At 60.8% G+C, this 17187-nt stretch carries 12 protein-coding genes and 1 tRNA gene; 2 read left to right on the top strand and 11 right to left on the bottom strand.

From position 1 onward, the window contains the following. Positions 1 to 8: 8 nt before the first annotated feature. From ntrB to BMZ23_RS10505, 11 genes are all read right to left on the bottom strand, one after another. Positions 9 to 881: a nitrate ABC transporter permease gene (gene ntrB, locus BMZ23_RS10555; protein WP_093476623.1), complete on the bottom strand. Its 873-nt coding sequence runs from the start codon at positions 879 to 881 to the stop codon at positions 9 to 11. Positions 882 to 908: 27 nt separating this feature from the next. Further along, positions 909 to 2243 carry a CmpA/NrtA family ABC transporter substrate-binding protein gene (locus BMZ23_RS10550; protein WP_093476620.1) on the bottom strand — a complete coding sequence of 445 codons (1335 nt, stop codon included), beginning with the start codon at positions 2241 to 2243 and terminating at the stop codon, positions 909 to 911. A 252-nt stretch (positions 2244 to 2495) separates the two neighbouring features. Continuing rightward, positions 2496 to 3734, bottom strand: a complete 1239-nt coding sequence (locus BMZ23_RS10545) for a GGDEF domain-containing protein (RefSeq protein ID WP_177197267.1) — start codon at positions 3732 to 3734, stop codon at positions 2496 to 2498. 81 nt (positions 3735 to 3815) lie between these two features. Next, positions 3816 to 5021 (bottom strand): YbfB/YjiJ family MFS transporter, encoded by a 1206-nt coding sequence (locus BMZ23_RS10540; protein ID WP_177197266.1) that lies wholly within the window; start codon positions 5019 to 5021, stop codon positions 3816 to 3818. An 11-nt stretch (positions 5022 to 5032) separates the two neighbouring features. Then, positions 5033 to 5404: a hypothetical protein gene (locus BMZ23_RS10535; RefSeq protein ID WP_093476612.1), complete on the bottom strand. Its 372-nt coding sequence runs from the start codon at positions 5402 to 5404 to the stop codon at positions 5033 to 5035. 24 nt (positions 5405 to 5428) lie between these two features. Continuing rightward, on the bottom strand, positions 5429 to 8530 hold the full coding sequence (locus tag BMZ23_RS10530; RefSeq protein WP_093476609.1) for a type I restriction endonuclease subunit R: 3102 nt from the start codon (positions 8528 to 8530) through the stop codon (positions 5429 to 5431). 108 nt (positions 8531 to 8638) lie between these two features. Further along, the gene (locus BMZ23_RS10525) at positions 8639 to 9715 is read right to left on the bottom strand and encodes a Fic family protein (protein ID WP_093476606.1); all 1077 of its coding nucleotides are present in this window, start codon (positions 9713 to 9715) and stop codon (positions 8639 to 8641) included. Then, a complete protein-coding gene (locus BMZ23_RS14835) occupies positions 9715 to 11052 on the bottom strand; it encodes a restriction endonuclease subunit S (RefSeq protein ID WP_143069588.1) in 1338 nt (445 codons plus the stop codon). The genes BMZ23_RS10525 and BMZ23_RS14835 overlap by 1 nt, the downstream gene beginning before the upstream one ends. After that, positions 11042 to 13027 (bottom strand): class I SAM-dependent DNA methyltransferase, encoded by a 1986-nt coding sequence (locus BMZ23_RS10515; RefSeq protein WP_093476603.1) that lies wholly within the window; start codon positions 13025 to 13027, stop codon positions 11042 to 11044. Before BMZ23_RS10515 ends, BMZ23_RS14835 begins: the two co-directional genes overlap by 11 nt. 311 nt (positions 13028 to 13338) lie before the next feature. Next, positions 13339 to 13415: transfer RNA gene (locus tag BMZ23_RS10510), tRNA-Asp, on the bottom strand. Positions 13416 to 13502: 87 nt separating this feature from the next. Beyond that, positions 13503 to 14489 carry a glutathione S-transferase family protein gene (locus BMZ23_RS10505; RefSeq protein WP_093476600.1) on the bottom strand — a complete coding sequence of 329 codons (987 nt, stop codon included), beginning with the start codon at positions 14487 to 14489 and terminating at the stop codon, positions 13503 to 13505. Positions 14490 to 14627: 138 nt separating this feature from the next. On the opposite strand from BMZ23_RS10505, the gene BMZ23_RS10500 reads away from it, so the two are divergent. Both BMZ23_RS10500 and BMZ23_RS10495 read left to right on the top strand, forming a co-directional pair. After that, positions 14628 to 16349: a DEAD/DEAH box helicase gene (locus BMZ23_RS10500; protein WP_093476597.1), complete on the top strand. Its 1722-nt coding sequence runs from the start codon at positions 14628 to 14630 to the stop codon at positions 16347 to 16349. Positions 16350 to 16352: 3 nt separating this feature from the next. After that, on the top strand, positions 16353 to 17153 hold the full coding sequence (locus BMZ23_RS10495; RefSeq protein WP_093476789.1) for a TatD family hydrolase: 801 nt from the start codon (positions 16353 to 16355) through the stop codon (positions 17151 to 17153). Positions 17154 to 17187 lie beyond the last annotated feature (34 nt).

Here is a 17187-nt window from a genome sequence, read left to right as displayed (position 1 = left end):
CCGTCTCCTCAGCCAGCCGATGTGCCACGGGTTACCAGACGACCGACCAATGCCACCAGACGATCAAGAAAGAAGCCGACGATGCCGACATAAATCAGCGCCAGCACAATGTCGCTGATCAGCGAAGCATTCCAGGCGTCCCAGATAAAGAAGCCGATCCCCACACCACCCACCAGCATTTCTGCGGCAACGATGGCCAGCCAGGACAGACCGACACCAATACGCAAGCCCGAGAAAATATAGGGCGCGGCAGCCGGCAGCATAATCTTGCTGAAATACTCCAGCCCGTTCAGGCGCAGCACCCGCGCCACGTTACGGTAATCCTCGGGAATATTGCGTATGCCAACCGAGGTATTGATGATAATTGGCCAGATCGCCGTGATGAAAATCACAAAAATAGCCGAAGGATTACTGTCCTGAAAACCTGCCAGCGAAAGTGGCAGCCAGGCCAGTGGCGGCACGGTTCGCAGCACCTGGAACAGCGGGTCCAAGCCGCGCATGGCCCAGGTTGACTGCCCCACCAGCACCCCGAGACTGACGCCAGCGACCACCGCCAGGCTATAACCCCAGGCCACCCGCTCAAGACTGGCGAGAATCTGCCAGGCCATGCCGACATCATTACCGCCGTTGTCGTAGAACGGATTGCTGATCAGCTCCCAGGTATCGTTGACCACCTGTATCGGGCCCGGCAATGCTGCCCCCTCACCGGCACACAACATCTCCCAGATCAACAAACAGAACAGCGTAATCACCGTTGGCGGCAGCGCCTTATCGAGCAAGGCATTGCCGGTACGCCGCCACCAGAGCGGGCCGGGGCTCTGCGCTTCTGGCGCAGCGGCCGGGGCCTGAGGCGCAGCCGTGATATTGGCTTTGGCATTCATAGTGTGTACTCCCTGCGGTTAACGGCTTCAGGCCATTGCCTTGATGGCCAGGCTGTCGAGGTAAGCCTTGGGGTTTTCCGGATCGAACACCTTGCCATCGAAGAAGGTTTCCACGCCCCGTGATGTGGAGTCGGGAATCTGCTCGGCAGGCACACCCAGCTCAACGGCTGCGGCACGCCACAGATCCTCACGATTGACCTTGTCGACCAGCGCCTGACAGTCCAGATCGGCCGGCAGATACCCCCAACGGATATCCTCGGTGAGGAACCACAGGTCATGGCTCTTGAACGGATAGGAAGCAAAATCCTTCCAGTAACGCATCTGGTAGGGACTGTCCTGATCGACCCGGCCGGTGCCGTAATCAAAATTGCCTTTCATGCGCTCGACAATGTCGCCCACCGGGGCATTGATCCAGCGACGCCGCGAACAGATCTGCGCCACCTCCTCGCGGTTGGCCGGATCCTCGCAATACATCTGCGCCTCCATCACCGCCTTGAGCAGCGCTTGGGTAGCCCGTGGGTTGGCTTCAATCCAGTCACTGCGCATCGCCAGGGCCTTCTCCGGATGGTTATGCCAGAGTTCACTGGTGGTCAGCGCGGTATAGCCGATCTTCTGGCTGATCAACTGCTCGTTCCAGGGCTCACAGACACAGAAGGTATCCATGCTGCCAACCCGCATATTGGCGACCATCTGAGCCGGAGGGACAACAATGGTCGAAATATCCCGATTGGGATCTATGCCGCCGGCGGCCAGCCAGTAACGCATCCACAAATCATGGGTGCCACCAGGAAAGGTCACAGCGGCATTGATCGGCTTCCCCGATGCCCGTTTGGCCTGCAGCGCTGCCTTGAACGGCGTGCTGTCGACCCCGAGCTTGAGATCCATGTATTCCTGTCCGACCGATATGCACTGACCACCCAGATTCAGCCGGGCAATGATGCTTATCGGCACCGGCAGATTGTTCGCGGTCATGGCACCGGTAGTGATCAGATAGGGCATCGGCGTCAGAATGTGCGCCCCGTCGATACCATTGCGCGCAGACCCCAGCACCAGATTGTCCCGGGTAGTCCCCCAGGACGACTGTTTCAGCACCTCGACACCGGTCATACCGTGTTTGGCAAAAAAACCCTTCTCATCAGCCACAAACAACGGCGCCGCATCGGTCAACGCAATAAATCCCAGCTTGGCCCGCGTGGTTTCCGGCGCATCTGACCCAGCCGCCCAGGCTCCCGAGCGCAGTGCCGGCGAAGCAGCCCCCAGCAACCCGCCGGCGGCCAATGCTCCCAGAGAAAACTTCAGAAAATCGCGACGCTTGATAGCGCCCTTGGTGTCACGGCTGTCTTTGCTTCGGCTCTCGCTCATGCTCATTCTCCCTGGCAAAAAAAACCGGCGCAGGCTGCACCACTGAATCAGCGACCCAACCTGCACCGGGCTCGAGACAGTTGCCTGTCCGACCAAAGCCTGTCGATGGCTGCACCGCAGCACAACGGCAGGACGCTCACGGGTCACAGGGAGAAATACAGAAATCGTGCCAACCACCCAAAAGCCCTTAAAAAGACTTTATTTTCAGAAGGTTGGCAGAAAAAAACAGAAACCGAGCGCTACTCGGCATGACTATCGCAAGCCCCACAATGGAGCACGATGCAAATTGAGGGGGCACAAGCAACTCGACATTTGAGAACGCCAACTGACCGTTACAGGCTCAAACAGGTGCGCTAACAACCTGGTCGCGACCACCCTGCTTGGCCTGATATAGCGCACGGTCAGCCCGGTCGAGCAGGCTGTAAAGGGTTTCATTGTCCAGCCCGGAAGCCTGAACGATGCCGATAGACACCGAGCTGCGGATCTGCACAGCGTCACAAGCCACAGGCTTTCCTGCCATTTGTGACGAATCCGTTCAGCCACCCGGGTGGCCTGGGCCTGATCCGCATCAACCAGCAGCAACACGAACTCCTCGCCGCCCAGACGACAGACCAGATCACCCGGACGTGCAGAAGCCTGCAACTGACCCGCAAAGCGCTTCAGTACCAGATCACCGACCTTGTGCCCATGGGTATCATTGACTGCCTTGAAATGATCCAGATCGAACACCAGCAGGCTCAACGGCGGCGCTCCACGTGTCACCGCGCACAACAGAGGCACAGCCGCCTCCTCAAAGGCGCGCCGGTTCAACAGATTGGTCAAGGGATCGCGGGTAGCCTGAAGGCGCAGCTTTTCCTGCAGCCGCAGCGTGGTAAAAATCACACAGAGCAGTGAATAGGCATAAATAAAACCAATGCCTTCGAGGTAGTTGATGGCTTCGACGGTCACCGCATCCTGCAGACTCTGCGCAGCAATAAAGTCGTTATCGAACAGATACAGCAGTATCCGTCGCAGATAAACCAATGCATGTATGGCCCAGAGCACTGACCAGCTCCAGACCAGGGCACGCTGCGCCAGTTGCAGCCGCCAGATTTCGTGAACAACCAAAGCACTGCACAGCAGCACTGCAAGGCTGTGAAAGATCACACTGAAACGCAACGAATCACGCAGGAAATAAAACACCAGCCCCTGCACCACCAGAAAGGCCGCCAATACCAGTTCCGGCCTGCCCGCATTACCGGCCCGACCATAAACGCGGGTTCCCCACCAGATGAATGCATAGGCCTGGGTAATCACCACCGCACTGATCCACAGGGGCAAAGGCGGGCTGCTGGCCTGAAGCACCAACCCGACAATAAAAACCGCCAGCGCACCAGCCCAGTAATGGATTGCCCTGACCTGCGGATTCAACTGACTGGCTACCAGCAGCCCGACAACCGACACCAGAGAAGTCACAGCAAGAACCAGTATCAGTGTTGTAATATCCAGCATGGTAGTCATCAGCTTTTTATGGAAATACCACTACCAGCCTAGTGGCATTTCCTGAATTGGAAAACACGCCCGCCCCGAAATCTAGCGCACTGCCGGCCCGGCGGGAAACCGCCGAATCAGCAGGGTCAAGCCAAAGCCGACGCTTAGCACCGCCACGGTCAGGCTGAAGGCAGCAGTAAAACCGCCGGTGATTTCGATCAGCCAGCCGGCAATGGCCGGGCCGAGAAACTGACCGACTGCAAAGAACAGCGTGGCGAAGCTGAAGGCAATCGGGATATAGCGGGGCGCCACCTGCTCGGTAGCACTGGTCTGGATCAGCGCAAACAGGCCGTTGACCGAGGCGCCCATCAGCAGAAAGTGCAGGAAGAACAAGCTCAGGCCCTGCCCGATCAGCGGCAGCAGCATAGCCAGGATCACCAGAAAGATCGACATCGCCAGCGCCGTACCGCGCCCGGTGAAATCCGATACCCAGCCCCACAACGGCCCGGCGGCAATCGACATCAGGCCCATCATCGCCATATAGCGCCCGGCCACCGCCGCGCTGTGGCCGCTTTCCACCATAAAGCTGACCATAAACACCGTCTGGATGATGTAACCCATGCCGATGATGCCGTAGGTGGTCGCGACGATCAGCACCCGCGGATTGCGGTAGATCAGCCATTTCTGCGCTGATGGCAATTCACCGGCCGCACTGGCCGGCGCCTGCGGCGGGTTTTGCACAAAGAGTGCAACCATAGCCGCGACACACAGTGCGGCCGCGGCAAACACACCCCAGCTGACCCGCCAGCCCAGCGCAGCAAACTGCTCGATCAGCGCCGGCACCAGCAACCCGGAAGCCAGAATGCCAATACCCACCCCGCTGGTCATGCAACCGATCACCAGCCCGCGCTGCTCCGGATACCAGCCGGCCAGCAGCGACACCATGGGCGCAAAGGCAAAGGCCGTACCAAACCCCAGCAAGCCCATCAGCAGCGTGATCAGCCAGAAGTTCCCGGCCAATGCCAGCCCGACAAAGCCCAGCGCCACCGTCAGCAGGCCAAACAGCACCGAGGCCCTGGCACCCCAGCGCGCCGCCGCCAGCCCGCCGGCCAGCACAAAGCTCACATAGCACAGCGCGGTAACCGTACTCAGCAGCCCGGCCTGCTGATAGGACAACCCCAGGTCCGCACGCATCGACGGCAGAATGATCCCGTAGGCCAGCCGCGCAAGGCCAATCACCACCAGGGAAGTCAGGGTGCCGCACAACACGGTAATCACCCGGTTCGGGCGCTTGTCACTGGGGAACATCATGGCTCCTGCTACAACTCAAGATACTCGGCGATCAGAAAGGCCTCACCGGGCCCCTCGAACTTGCCGAAATAGCTGACCGGCTCACGGCTGTCGCCCTCGATAGTGCCGACCTCGCAATCAATGCCGTACTGCTCGGCCAGGCCGTTGAACAGCTTGACCGGAAAGTTCAGGTGCAGCGGCTTGCTGATCGGCTGGCTGATGCCCAGCTGCCAGTCCTCACAGTCCTCACTGTCGCAGTCATTGATCAGGCTGACCTGATTGGCCGCATTGGCCTCGACATAGGCCTGCAAAGCCGCCTGCAACTCCGGCAGGTGCTGCCTGAGCTTCTTTTCGCGCTTCTCTTCAAGGCGGTCACAGGCAACTAGAAAATATACGAGCATGGGAAATATCCGGTTAAAAGGTGATCACAACCACGCCTCACACAGCGTCTCGGCCTGCGCCAGCACCAGTTGTGCGGCTTCCTCGGCCTGGTCCGGCGGGTACTTGTACTTGCGCAGGATACGCTTGACCATCAGCCGCAGCCTGGCGCGTACGCTGTCGCGGTTGTTCCAGTCCACGGTCACGTTCTGGCGCAGGTTGTCGGTCAGTTCATGGGCAATTTTGGCAAGGATCTCGTCGCCCAGTTCGCGCACCGAGGCCTCGTTGTTGGCCAGCGCGTCATAGAACGCCAGCTCGTCGTCATTCAGTCCCAGTTGCTCGCCGCGCTGGCTGGCGGCGGCGAACTTTTTCGCCATCTCGATCAGCTCTTCGATGACCTGGGCAGTTTCTATCGAACGGTTCTGGTAACGCTGGATCACGTTGCCCAGCAGCTCGGAGAACTTCTTCTCCTGGGCCAGATTGCTGGAGAACCTGCTCTTGATCTCACCTTCCAGCAGCCGCTCCAGCAGCTCCACCGCCAGATTCTTTTCCGGCAGATTACGCACCTCGGCAAGAAACTCGTCATCCAGCAGGCCGATATTCGGCTTGTCCAGCCCGACCGCCTGGAACACATCCACCACCTCGCCGGACACCACCGCATTGCCGATAATCTGCCGGATCGCCAGTTCGCGCTCCTCGTCGGTTTTCTTGCGGGCGCTGATATCGCGCTTGGTCAGCAGCACCTTGATCGCCTGCAGAAACGCCACCTCCTCGCGTACCGCGCGGGCCTCGTCGAGGGTGCAGCACAGGGTAAAGGCCTTGCTCATCGCCAGCGCATTGTCGGCAAAGCGCTTCTTGCCGTCCTCCAGCCCCAGCACATGGTTGGCCGCACCGGCCAGCAGGCGATGGCCGCCGGTCAGGTAATCGCTGTAATCAAAGCCGTGCAGCAAGCCGCGCAGCACGTCGAGGCGCTCTTCCAGCAGCGCATAGGCCTCATGCGCATCCACCGTCGGACGACCACGCCCCTTGCTCGCGGTGTATTCCTTCAGCGCCGCCTTCAGCTCGTTGGCAATGCCGATGTAATCCACCACCAGCCCGCCCTGCTTATCCTTGAACACCCGGTTCACCCGGGCAATCGCCTGCATCAGATTGTGGCCCTTCATCGGCTTGTCGACATACAGCGTATGCACACAGGGTGCATCAAAGCCGGTCAGCCACATATCGCGCACTATCACCAGCTGCAGGGGGTCGGCCGGGTCCTTGAAGCGCTTTTCCAGACGTTTTTTCACCTGGCCGGGATAGATATGCGGGCGCAGCAGCGCCTTGTCCGAGGCACTGCCGGTCATCACGATCTTGATCGCGCCCTTTTCCGGGTCATCGTCGTGCCACTCCGGGCGCAGGGCGACAATCGCGTTGTACAGGTGCACGCAGATTTCCCGGCTCATCGCCACCACCATGGCCTTGCCGCTCTGCGCCTGATTGCGCTCCTCGAAGTGCGCCACCAGATCGGTCGCCACACTATGGATGCGTGGCTCGGCACCCACCACCTTCTCCAGCGCTGCCCAGCGCGATTTCAGCCGCGACTGCTGGTCTTCCTCCTCGTCCTCGGCCAGCTCGTCCACTTCCTCGTCCAGCTGCTCCAGCTCGGCCTCCTTTAACGACAGCCTGGCCAGCCGCGACTCGTAATAGATCGCCACCGTAGCGCCGTCTTCCTTGGCCTGCTGCATGTCGTAGACGTGGATGTAATCACCGAACACCGCCCGCGTATCGCGGTCCTCGCTGGACACCGGGGTGCCGGTAAAGGCCACAAAGGTAGCGTTCGGCAGCGCATCACGCAGGTGCTGGGCATAACCTACCTGGTAACGCGCACCGGGCTCGGCGGCCTGCAGGTCGGGTGTCTTCAAAGAAGCACTGAAACCATACTGGGTGCGGTGCGCCTCGTCGGCCACCACCACAATATTCGAGCGGGTCGACAGCACCGGAAAGCTGTCCTCATCCTCGCCCGGCATAAACTTCTGGATGGTCGCGAAGATAATCCCGCCACTTGGCCGGTTGCCGAGCTTCTCGCGCAGATCACCACGGGTCAGCACCTGCACCGGCTGCTCGCGCAGCAGATCCTGCGACAGCGAAAACACCCCGAACAGCTGGCCATCCAGATCGTTACGGTCGGTGATCACCACAATGGTCGGGTTCTCCATCGCCGCGTCCTGCATCACCCGCGCAGCAAAGCAGGTCATGGTGATGCTCTTGCCCGAGCCCTGGGTATGCCAGACCACCCCGCCCTTCTGCGTCCCACCCGGCCGCGAGGCGCGCACCACCTGCTGGATCGCCGCACGCACGGCATGGAACTGGTGATAGCCGGCAATCTTCTTCACCAGGCGGCCGTCATCCTCGAACAACACGAAATAGCGCAGGTAATCCAGCAGGGTTGACGGCTCCAGCACCCCGCGCAGCAGGGTTTCCAGCTCATTGAAGGCACCCAGCGGATCAACCGTCACCCCGTCGATGGTGCGCCAGCGGGCAAACCGCTCGATGTCCGCCGACAGCGAGCCCATGCGCGCCTCGCTGCCATCGCTGATCACCAGAATCTCGTTGTAGTGGAACAGATCGGGAATCTGCTCCTTGTAGGTCTGCAACTGGTCAAAGGCCTTGATCAGATCGGCATTCACATCCGCCGGATTCTTCAGCTCCAGCAGCACCAGCGGCAGGCCGTTGACGAACAGGATGATGTCTGGCCGGCGCGTGTGCTTTGGCCCCTGAATGCTGAACTGGTTGACCGCCAGCCACTCATTGGCACGCACATCGGCCCAGTCGATCAGCCGCACAAAATCGCCACGGGTTTCGCCATCCTTCTGGTACTGCACCGGCACCCCGCCCACCAGCAACCGATGGAACAGGCGATTGACCGACAACTGCACCGGTAGCCCCAGCTCCAGTACCTGACGCAGCGCATCCTCCCGCGCCGCTGGCGGAATCTGCGGATTCAGCCGCGCCACCGCTGCCCGCAAGCGCATGCCCAGCAGCACCTCGCGGTAACTGCCGCGCTCGGGGTTATCGCCATCGTGGGCGATATCCGGCCCGTAGAGGTGGGTGTAACCCAGCTCACCGAGCCAGCCGAGGGCTTCCTGTTCCAGTTGGTCTTCGGTCATTACTGCTCGATCCTTGATCTGTCGATTCCATCGACATGACGGAAAAACGTGTTTAAAAATCACCTGAAAATCGACACATAATGGGAATGTGTCGATCCGATCAACCTGTCAACGCGTCAGCTCAAGCAGTAGCGCATCGTTGATGTAGTACTTCTCCCTGCCGATTTTCTGTTCGCGCAAGATACCCCGTCCGGCAAGAGCCTGCAGATAACTGGAGGCTGTCTGGCGCTTGGCCAGGCCGAGATCCACGACGAACTGGATCTTGGTGTAGGGCTCACGGAAGATCAGCTCAATCAGATCCTTGCTGTAGATCCCCGGCTCTTCGCGCTGCACCCGCTCCCGTACCGACTCCATGAGATCCAGGATGCGGGTGACCTGATCGAAGGTATGCTGCGCCGTGCTTTCCACCGCCCGGAGCATGAACAGGATCCAGCTCTCCCAGTCCTGCTCTTCGGTGACCTGCCGCAAGCCCCGGTAGTAATCCATCCGGTTGGCGATGATGTAGCGGGACAGGAACAGCACCGGAATATCCAGCAGGCCCTTTTCCACCAGAAACAGCAGATTGAGAATCCGCCCGGTTCGGCCATTGCCGTCGGGGAAGGGGTGGATGGCCTCGAACTGATAGTGCAGCACCGCCATTTTCACCAGCGGATCCAGGTCGTCCTCGACGTGAATGAACTGCTCCAGATTGCCCAGCAGCTCGCGGATACGACGTTCGCCCTCGGGCGGGGTGTAGATCACCTCACCCAGGTCGTTTTTCAGCGCAGTGCCGGGCACCGCACGGATGCCCAGCTCGACCTGCTTGATCAACCGCACCATCTCGATAAACAGGTTGGTGTTCAGCGGTCGTTCCTTCAGCGCCTGAAAGCCGCGATACAGCGCCTGGCGGTAGCGCAGCACTTCCTTGGTGTGCGGGTCGGTCTTGCCATCGGCATCGGCGGCAGCCCGGTACAGCTCGTCATTAGTGGTGACGATATTTTCGATTTCCGAGGACAGCCGCGCTTCCTGCAACACGATGCTGTTGATCAGCATGCCCTGGTTGGGAATCTTGGCAGCCAGGCCGCGCAGATTAGCCAGTACCCGGTTGGCGGCAATCGCCTGCTTCAGCACGGCGCGACTTTCCAGCTCGACGCCCGGCGGCAGCAAAGGCAGATCGTTGTATGGCTCACTACGGTTAAAGGTCATTACAAAACCTCCTCAACAGTGGCTTCGGCTTCCGGCAGGCGCAGCTGGCCGGAGATCAGGCGGGGTAAGAGGGTGTCGCGCAGTTGGGTGAGGGTTTGGGCTTGAAGCTCATTGGACTTGATTGCGGCAAAAATGGGATCACAACACTCGGCAAAAACTTTAAGCAACTCATAACTAGGCAAGTAGATTAAATGTTGTTCTAGCGCATCTCTTGGCAACGCTAGCACCGTGGTTCCGGTCGCGTAACCAACCGCTCGCTCTCGAAATGATGGCTGCAAGAAGCAGAAAAATAAAAAGGGCTTTATCCCAACGCCATACCCTTGGTTGATCACCACTTTAAAGACGTGATGAGAGACAAACCCAGGATTCATTCCTTCAGGGATCACAAGTGGCCTCCCCAAAATGGCTCGATGCTGGGTCATATCAGTATTGGCAATGATCAAGTCGCCAGCCGTCACACGATGTTTATCTTTAAACTCCCCTGTGTATCGCTTTACCCTTTCAAAGGCATACACCCTCGGAGCATTAAAACAACCAAGGTTAAACATATACGCACCTTGATCATCTGAAAGGCCATCACCCTTATAGGAGCACCCTTTCTGAAAGGTACAAAGCTGGCCAAGCCTTACCTCAGCCCACCCCTTCGGCACCAAGCCCAGCTCGGACTCTTCGAAGCTATCGGGGAACAGGGCGGCGGTGGTGGCGTCCATGCCTTCCGGCTGGCGGCCTTCGGCCTTGGCGCGCACGGGGTCGAAATCGACGAACCAGGATTTGAACAGCGCCTGGGCGATGGCTTCTAGGGTGGCGTTGGTTTCGCGTAGCAGGGTGATGCGTTCGTCGAGTGCTCTCAGTATTTCGACCGCCTCATCTTGAAGTGCCCGATCAATTAACTCGACAGTGAAGGCCCCCAGCTGCTTGGCATTTGCACCTGGCTGCGCTGAACCACTCCGCACTGCCAGTACGTACTGTCGAAATCGCTCAGACCTCAACTGATAACCCACGAAAAAAGGATTAACACGTGATGCGTCTGGACGAAAACGTATCAAGTAAGAAGCGAAGACCGCAGGCGGCGGCTCAGTTGACAGCTGCGTGTTCTCCCCCGTCGAGTTACCTGTACGTGCAATTACAATGTCGCCAATCTCAAGTGCATATTTCTTAGTATTAGCGTCAGTAGCCGGGCAGTACGGAACTTTATTCCAGTCAAGCGTGCCACCCTGAATATCAGTGATGCGCAAGAACTTTGGGCCGACAGCTTCGCTTGTCGCGCTCTCTGTATAGCCATAGCTAACATCGCAACAGATATCAGCAAGGCTTGTATAGCTCACCTCAGAGCCCATACCCCAGCCCCCCAAGCTTCAGCCGGATCAACTGATCGAGTTCCGCGCCCTTCTCCATCTGCTCGCCAAGCTGTTTGGTCAGCCGCTGCATCTTCTCGGCAAAGGCTTCGTCGTCGTCTTCCACCTCCTCGGCGCCGACATAGCGGCCCGGTGTCAGCACATGGCCGTGTTCGGCGATTTCTGCAAGGGAGACGCTGCGGCAGAAGCCGGGGATGTCCTGGTATTGCGGCAATGCGCCTGGATTCCCGCCTTCGCGGGAATGACGGGAGGTGGAGTCCGGCGCATCGAGGGTTTCGCCGCGCCAGGCGGCTACTGTTTGTGCGATGCGCTCGATATCGGCGTCGGTCAGTTCGATCTGCACACGGCTGACGCTGGTGCCAAGCTTGCGGGCATCGATAAACAGTACCTGGCCGCTGCGATCGATGCCGGCGGTGCTCAGGGCGTGGCGTTTATCCTTGGCCAGGAACCACAGGCAGGCGGGAATCTGCGTGTTGAAAAACAGCTGGCCGGGCAGCGCCACCATCACTTCCACCACATCGGCCTCGATCATCGCCTTGCGAATCTCGCCCTCCGAGTTCTGGCTGGAACTCATCGAGCCGTTGGCCAGTACGATGCCAGCGCGGCCGTTGGGTTTCAGGTGGTAGAGCATGTGTTGCAGCCAGGCATAGTTGGCGTTGCCCTGCGGAGGCGTGCCGTACACCCAGCGCGGGTCGCCGTCCAGACTGCCGTGCCACCAGTCGCTGATATTGAACGGCGGGTTGGCCAGCACAAAGTCGGCGCGCAGGTCGCTGTGATGGTTGCGGATAAAGGTATCCGCCGGCTCCTTGCCCAGGTTGAAGTCGATGCCGCGAATCGCCAGGTTCATCGCCGCCAGCCGCCAGGTGGTCGGGTTGGACTCCTGACCATAGATGGACACATCGCCCAGCTTGCCGCCGTGGGCTTCAATAAACTTCTCCGACTGCACAAACATGCCGCCACTGCCGCAACAGGGGTCATAGACCTTGCCATGGTGCGGGTTGAGCACCGCCACCAGGGTTTTCACGATGGAGGCCGGGGTGTAGAACTGGCCGCCCTTCTTGCCCTCGGCACTGGCGAACTGGCCGAGGAAGTATTCATAAACCTGCCCGAGCAGGTCGCGGGCCTTGCTGGTGTCGTCACCAAAGCCGATGGTCGAGACCAGATCCACCAGCTCGCCGAGCTTGCCATCGGGCAACTGGGCGCGGGCATAGCGCTTGTCGAGGATGTTCTTCAGCTTAGGGTTTTCCGCCTCGATGGCCGCCAGCGCCTCGTCGATGCGCTTGCCGATATCCACCTGCTTGGCGGCGGCGCGGATCGCCTCCCAGCGCGCCACCTCCGGCACCCAGAACACATTCACTTCGCGGTAGTAGTCACGGTCTTCCAGCTCGGCATTGAGCGCGTCCGGGTCGTCATCGCCCAGATAGTAGTCGTCGTTCTCATCCAGCAGCTTGCGCGCAAGCTCCACGCGCCGGCCGGCAAAGCTGTCGGAGATGTATTTAAGGAAGATCAACCCGAGCACGATGTGCTTGTACTCGGCGGCGTCCATATTGGCGCGCAGCTTGTCGGCGGTGGCCCACAGGGTCTTTTTCAGGTCGTCAATGCCGGTGGCCGGCTGCACGCTGGTCTTGGCCTTGACCACCCGCGCCGCCTCGGCCAGATAACCGGCAGACACCTCGCCCACCTGCGCCGCCGCAGTCACATCCACAGGCGCCGATTGCACAGCGGCTGACGCTGGCTTGCCAGCAGCCTGGGCGCGCAACACCGATCCACCACGCCCGCGCCCCTTGACCAGCACGCCCTGCTCGACCAAGGCATCCCGCGCCGCCCACAACTGCTCATCGCCGACACCGGCAAAGCGCGCCTTCAGGCGCTCGAACAGGGTCTGATTGCCAATACTGCTGCCATCCTCCGGCACCTCGGCCAGCACGGCACGTCCCAGTTCAGCCAAATCGATCATCTACAACTCCTCAAGCGCACAGCGCTGGGCTGCACGCCAAACTGTTCGGTGGCAAGGCAAGCCGCAGAAGATAGGGGACGTTTCGAGAAAGGCAGTAGCAAACTGCAAATACCCTGAAGTGCCGTCCCTGGATTACCGCGACCCGCCATAGCGTGATGCCGTTCACATTAGCCAGAGCGACCGCCTGAGTAAAGCAGCCAGCGCACCAGCACAGCGCATTGCGAAAGCCAGTGGCCAAAACGGTGTGGGGTGGTAAGCGGGTTAGGTAACAAAAAAGCCCCTGATCATTGCTGATCAGGGGCTTTCGTAGATGGCGCAGCGGACGGGACTCGAACCCGCGACCCCCGGCGTGACAGGCCGGTATTCTAACCGACTGAACTACCGCTGCGCGTTGATCCGGCAACACCACTGGGGATCGGGTGGGGCCACCCTGTCGACCGGACTGGCGCGCATTCTATACGGCCCGGCAGCAGAGTCAAGCGCCGCTGCGGTTTTTTTGCCGTAACGCGCCGCTGTCGGCCTGCGGCAGCCAGTCGCGCTGGTGGGGTTGTTGCAGGTCTGGCCCTTCACCCAGCGGCACCACGCGGGTCGGGTTGATCATGTCGTGGCTGTAATAGTAGTGCTGCCTGATATGCCAGAAATCGCAGGTGTCGGCGACGCCAGGCCACTGGTACAGTTCGCGGGTGTAGCCGGTCAGGTTCGGGTAGTCGGCGAGGCGCCGGATGTTGCACTTGAAGTGGCCGTGGTACACCGGATCAAAGCGCAGCAGCGTGGTGAACAGTCGCCAGTCGGCTTCGGTGAGCTGGCCGCCGGTCAGGTAGCGGCGTTCGCCAAGCAGTTGTTCCAGCCAGTCCAGCGCGCCGAACAGGGTCTGGCAGGCTTCCTCGTAGGCACTCTGGCTGGTGGCAAAGCCGGCCTTGTAGACACCGTTGTTGACCTCGTCGTAGATGCGCCGGTTAAGCCGCTCGATCTCGTCCTGCAGGTCGGCCGGGCAGTAGTCGTCGCGGTTGCCGGTCAGTTGGTTAAAGGCGCTGTTGAACAGCCGCAGAATCTCGGACGATTCGTTGTTGACGATGGTCTGCTGCTGGCGGTCCCAGAGCACCGGCACTGTGACCCGGCCGCTGTAGTCGGGTTTGGCCAGGGTGTACAGCTGGTGATGCCGGGTAAAGCCGTAGAGCGGCTCGGGGGTGTCGTAGGTCCAGCCCTGGTCAAGCATGTGCGGGTGCACGCTGGTAACGTCTATGTGCGCTTCCAGGCCCTTGAGCTTGCGCAGGATCAGCGTGCGATGGGCCCAGGGGCAGGCCAGCGAAACGTACAGGTGGTAGCGTGCGGATTCCGGGGCGAAGCGTCCGCCCTCCTCTATGCGATGGCGGAAGCCGGCGTCCTCGCGGACAAAGCGCCCGTCGCTGCTGTCGGTGTCGTACCATTCGTCGTACCAGATACCTTCGACCAGTCGGCCCATGCGGCTGCCCTCCTGTTGTATGGCTGTTCAGCCTGCCACCGGTCAGGCTTTTATGCCAGCCGCTGAAAAACCCTGCGGCAATTCTGCCGCGTATGGCGTATACTTCCGCTCTTTACTCCCCCAAGGTTTATTCTCCGTATGTCCGATACCGCTCCGGCGGCACCGCAGTTTGCCGATCTTGGCTTGCCTGCACCGCTCCTCGACGCTCTTAACAGCCTCGGTTATGAAACACCCTCCCCGATTCAGGCCGAGGCCATTCCCACTTTGCTGGCCGGCCATGACCTGCTCGGTCTGGCGCAGACCGGCACCGGCAAGACGGCGGCCTTTGCCCTGCCGTTGCTGGCCTGCATCGAGCCAAGCATGCGTGCCACTCAGGCGCTGATCCTGACGCCGACCCGCGAGCTGGCCCTGCAGGTTGCCGAGGCACTGCAGCGCTATGCACAGAACCTGCGCGGCTTTACCGTGCTGGCGCTGTATGGCGGCTCGGCCTTTGCTCCGCAGTTCAAGGCGCTGGAACGTGGCGTGCAGGTGGTGGTTGCCACCCCCGGCCGTCTGACCGACCACCTGCGTCGCGGCACGTTGAAGCTGCAGGAACTGAAATACCTGGTGCTCGACGAAGCCGACGAGATGCTCAAGATGGGCTTTGCCGATGACCTGGAAATGGTCTTCGACGAAGTACCGGATGACTGCCAGCGCGCGCTGTTCTCCGCGACCATGCCGCCGGGCGTGCGCAACGTGGCGCACAAGCACCTGCACGAGCCGAAGGAAATCCGCCTGCACAGCGGTGCCAAGAGCAGCCTGGACACCATTACCCAGAAGGTCTGGGAAGTGGCCAACCACCACAAGCTCGACGCCATGACCCGCCTGCTGGAAGTGGAGCCGGTCGATGCGATGATCGTTTTTGTGCGCACCAAGACCGCCAGCATGGAGCTGGCCGAGCGTCTTGAGGCGCGTGGCTTTGCCGCCGCCGCACTGAACGGCGACCTCAGCCAGCAACTGCGCGAGCAGGTGGTCGAGCGCCTCAAGCGCGGCCAGCTGGATATCGTGGTAGCGACTGACGTAGCGGCCCGTGGTCTGGATGTCGAGCGCATCACCCACGTTCTGAATTACGACCTGCCGCACGACAGCGAGTCCTATGTGCACCGGATTGGCCGTACCGGCCGTGCCGGTCGCCAGGGCACCGCGATCCTGTTTGCCACCCCGCGTGAGCGGCGCCTGCTGTTCGCCCTGGAAAAGGCCACCGGACAGAAGATCGAGCAACAGGCACTGCCGAGCGCCGATGCGGTGCGCAGTGGTCGCCTGGGCAAGCTGGCTACCCGCCTGAACACTGCCAGTGAGAAAGTCGGCGCCACCCAGCAGCAACTGGTACGCGACTTGATGGAGCTAACCACGCTGGATGCCGAGGAATTGGCCGCCTGCCTGCTGTCGATGCTGCCAAGTGCCAAGGCCCTGATCGAGCCGGTTGTCGATCTGCCACAGGCTGCCCCGCGCAGCACCGAGCGTTTTGCCGAGCAGGACGACGGTCTGGTGCGCTACAAGGTGCAGGGCGGTCGTACCAACGGCATGCTGCCCAAGCCGCTGGTCGATGCGCTGTGCCAGAACAGCAACCTGCGTCGCCCGCAGATTGGCAACATCAAGTTGTTCCCGCAGCACACGGCGGTGTATCTGCCGGCGCTGGATGCCGCCACCCTGAGCCGGCTGTCGCAGGTCGAGATCAACGGTATTGCCCTGCGCATTCAGCCGTGGCCGCTGGCCGAGGGTGAAAGCGACGACCGCCGTCCGCCGCCGCGCAAGGGTCCGCCGCGCCGCGACAACGCGGAAAAGCGTCCGTTCAAACCCAAGGCCCGTCCGCGGAGCTGAGTGGTGCAACTGGTCGACATTGGCGTCAACCTGACGGACGACGCCTTCGATCAGGACCGCCAACAGGTCCTTGAACGTGCCTTTCAGGCAGGTGTCAGTCAGCTGTTGCTGACCGGCACCTCACTGGCCGTCAGCGAACGCGCCAGCGAACTCTGCAACGCCCTCCCCGACCGTCTGTTCTGTACCGCTGGTGTGCATCCGCACGACGCCAAACACTGGCACAGCAGTGACAGCCTGACGCTGAAACAACTGGCCAGCGCCAGCCAGGTCCGTGCGATTGGCGAGTGCGGGCTGGATTTCAACCGTGACCTCTCCCCGCGTCCGCAACAGCAGCTGTGCTTTGAACAGCAACTGCAACTGGCGGCCGAGCTGCAATTGCCGGTATTTATCCACGAGCGCGAGGCCTCCGAACGCCTGCTGGAGATACTGCGCGACTACCGCGACCGGCTGTGCGGTGCCGTGGTGCACTGTTTTACTGCCGACCGCGCGGCGCTCTATGCCTATCTGGATCTGGACCTGCACATCGGCATCACCGGCTGGGTCTGTGACGAACGCCGTGGCGTGGAATTGCAGGGGCTGGTGCGTGACATTCCGGCGGGACGACTGATGCTGGAAAGCGATGCACCCTGGTTGCTGCCACGCACCCTGCAGCCCCGCCCGCGCAACCGCCGCAACGAGCCGGCGTTCCTGCCGGAAGTGGCGAGGATGCTGGCCAGCTGTCGTGACGAGCCGATCGAACAACTGGCTGCCCATACCAGCGCCACCGCCCGCCAGCTGTTCCGACTGCCGCAGATCGACACCTGAGCACGTAGCGCAAGGCTCATCTATAGTTGCTGCA

It is taken from the genome of Halopseudomonas yangmingensis (assembly GCF_900114825.1).
Classification (GTDB): domain Bacteria; phylum Pseudomonadota; class Gammaproteobacteria; order Pseudomonadales; family Pseudomonadaceae; genus Halopseudomonas; species Halopseudomonas yangmingensis.
This window is presented reverse-complemented; position numbering and strand designations above follow the sequence as displayed.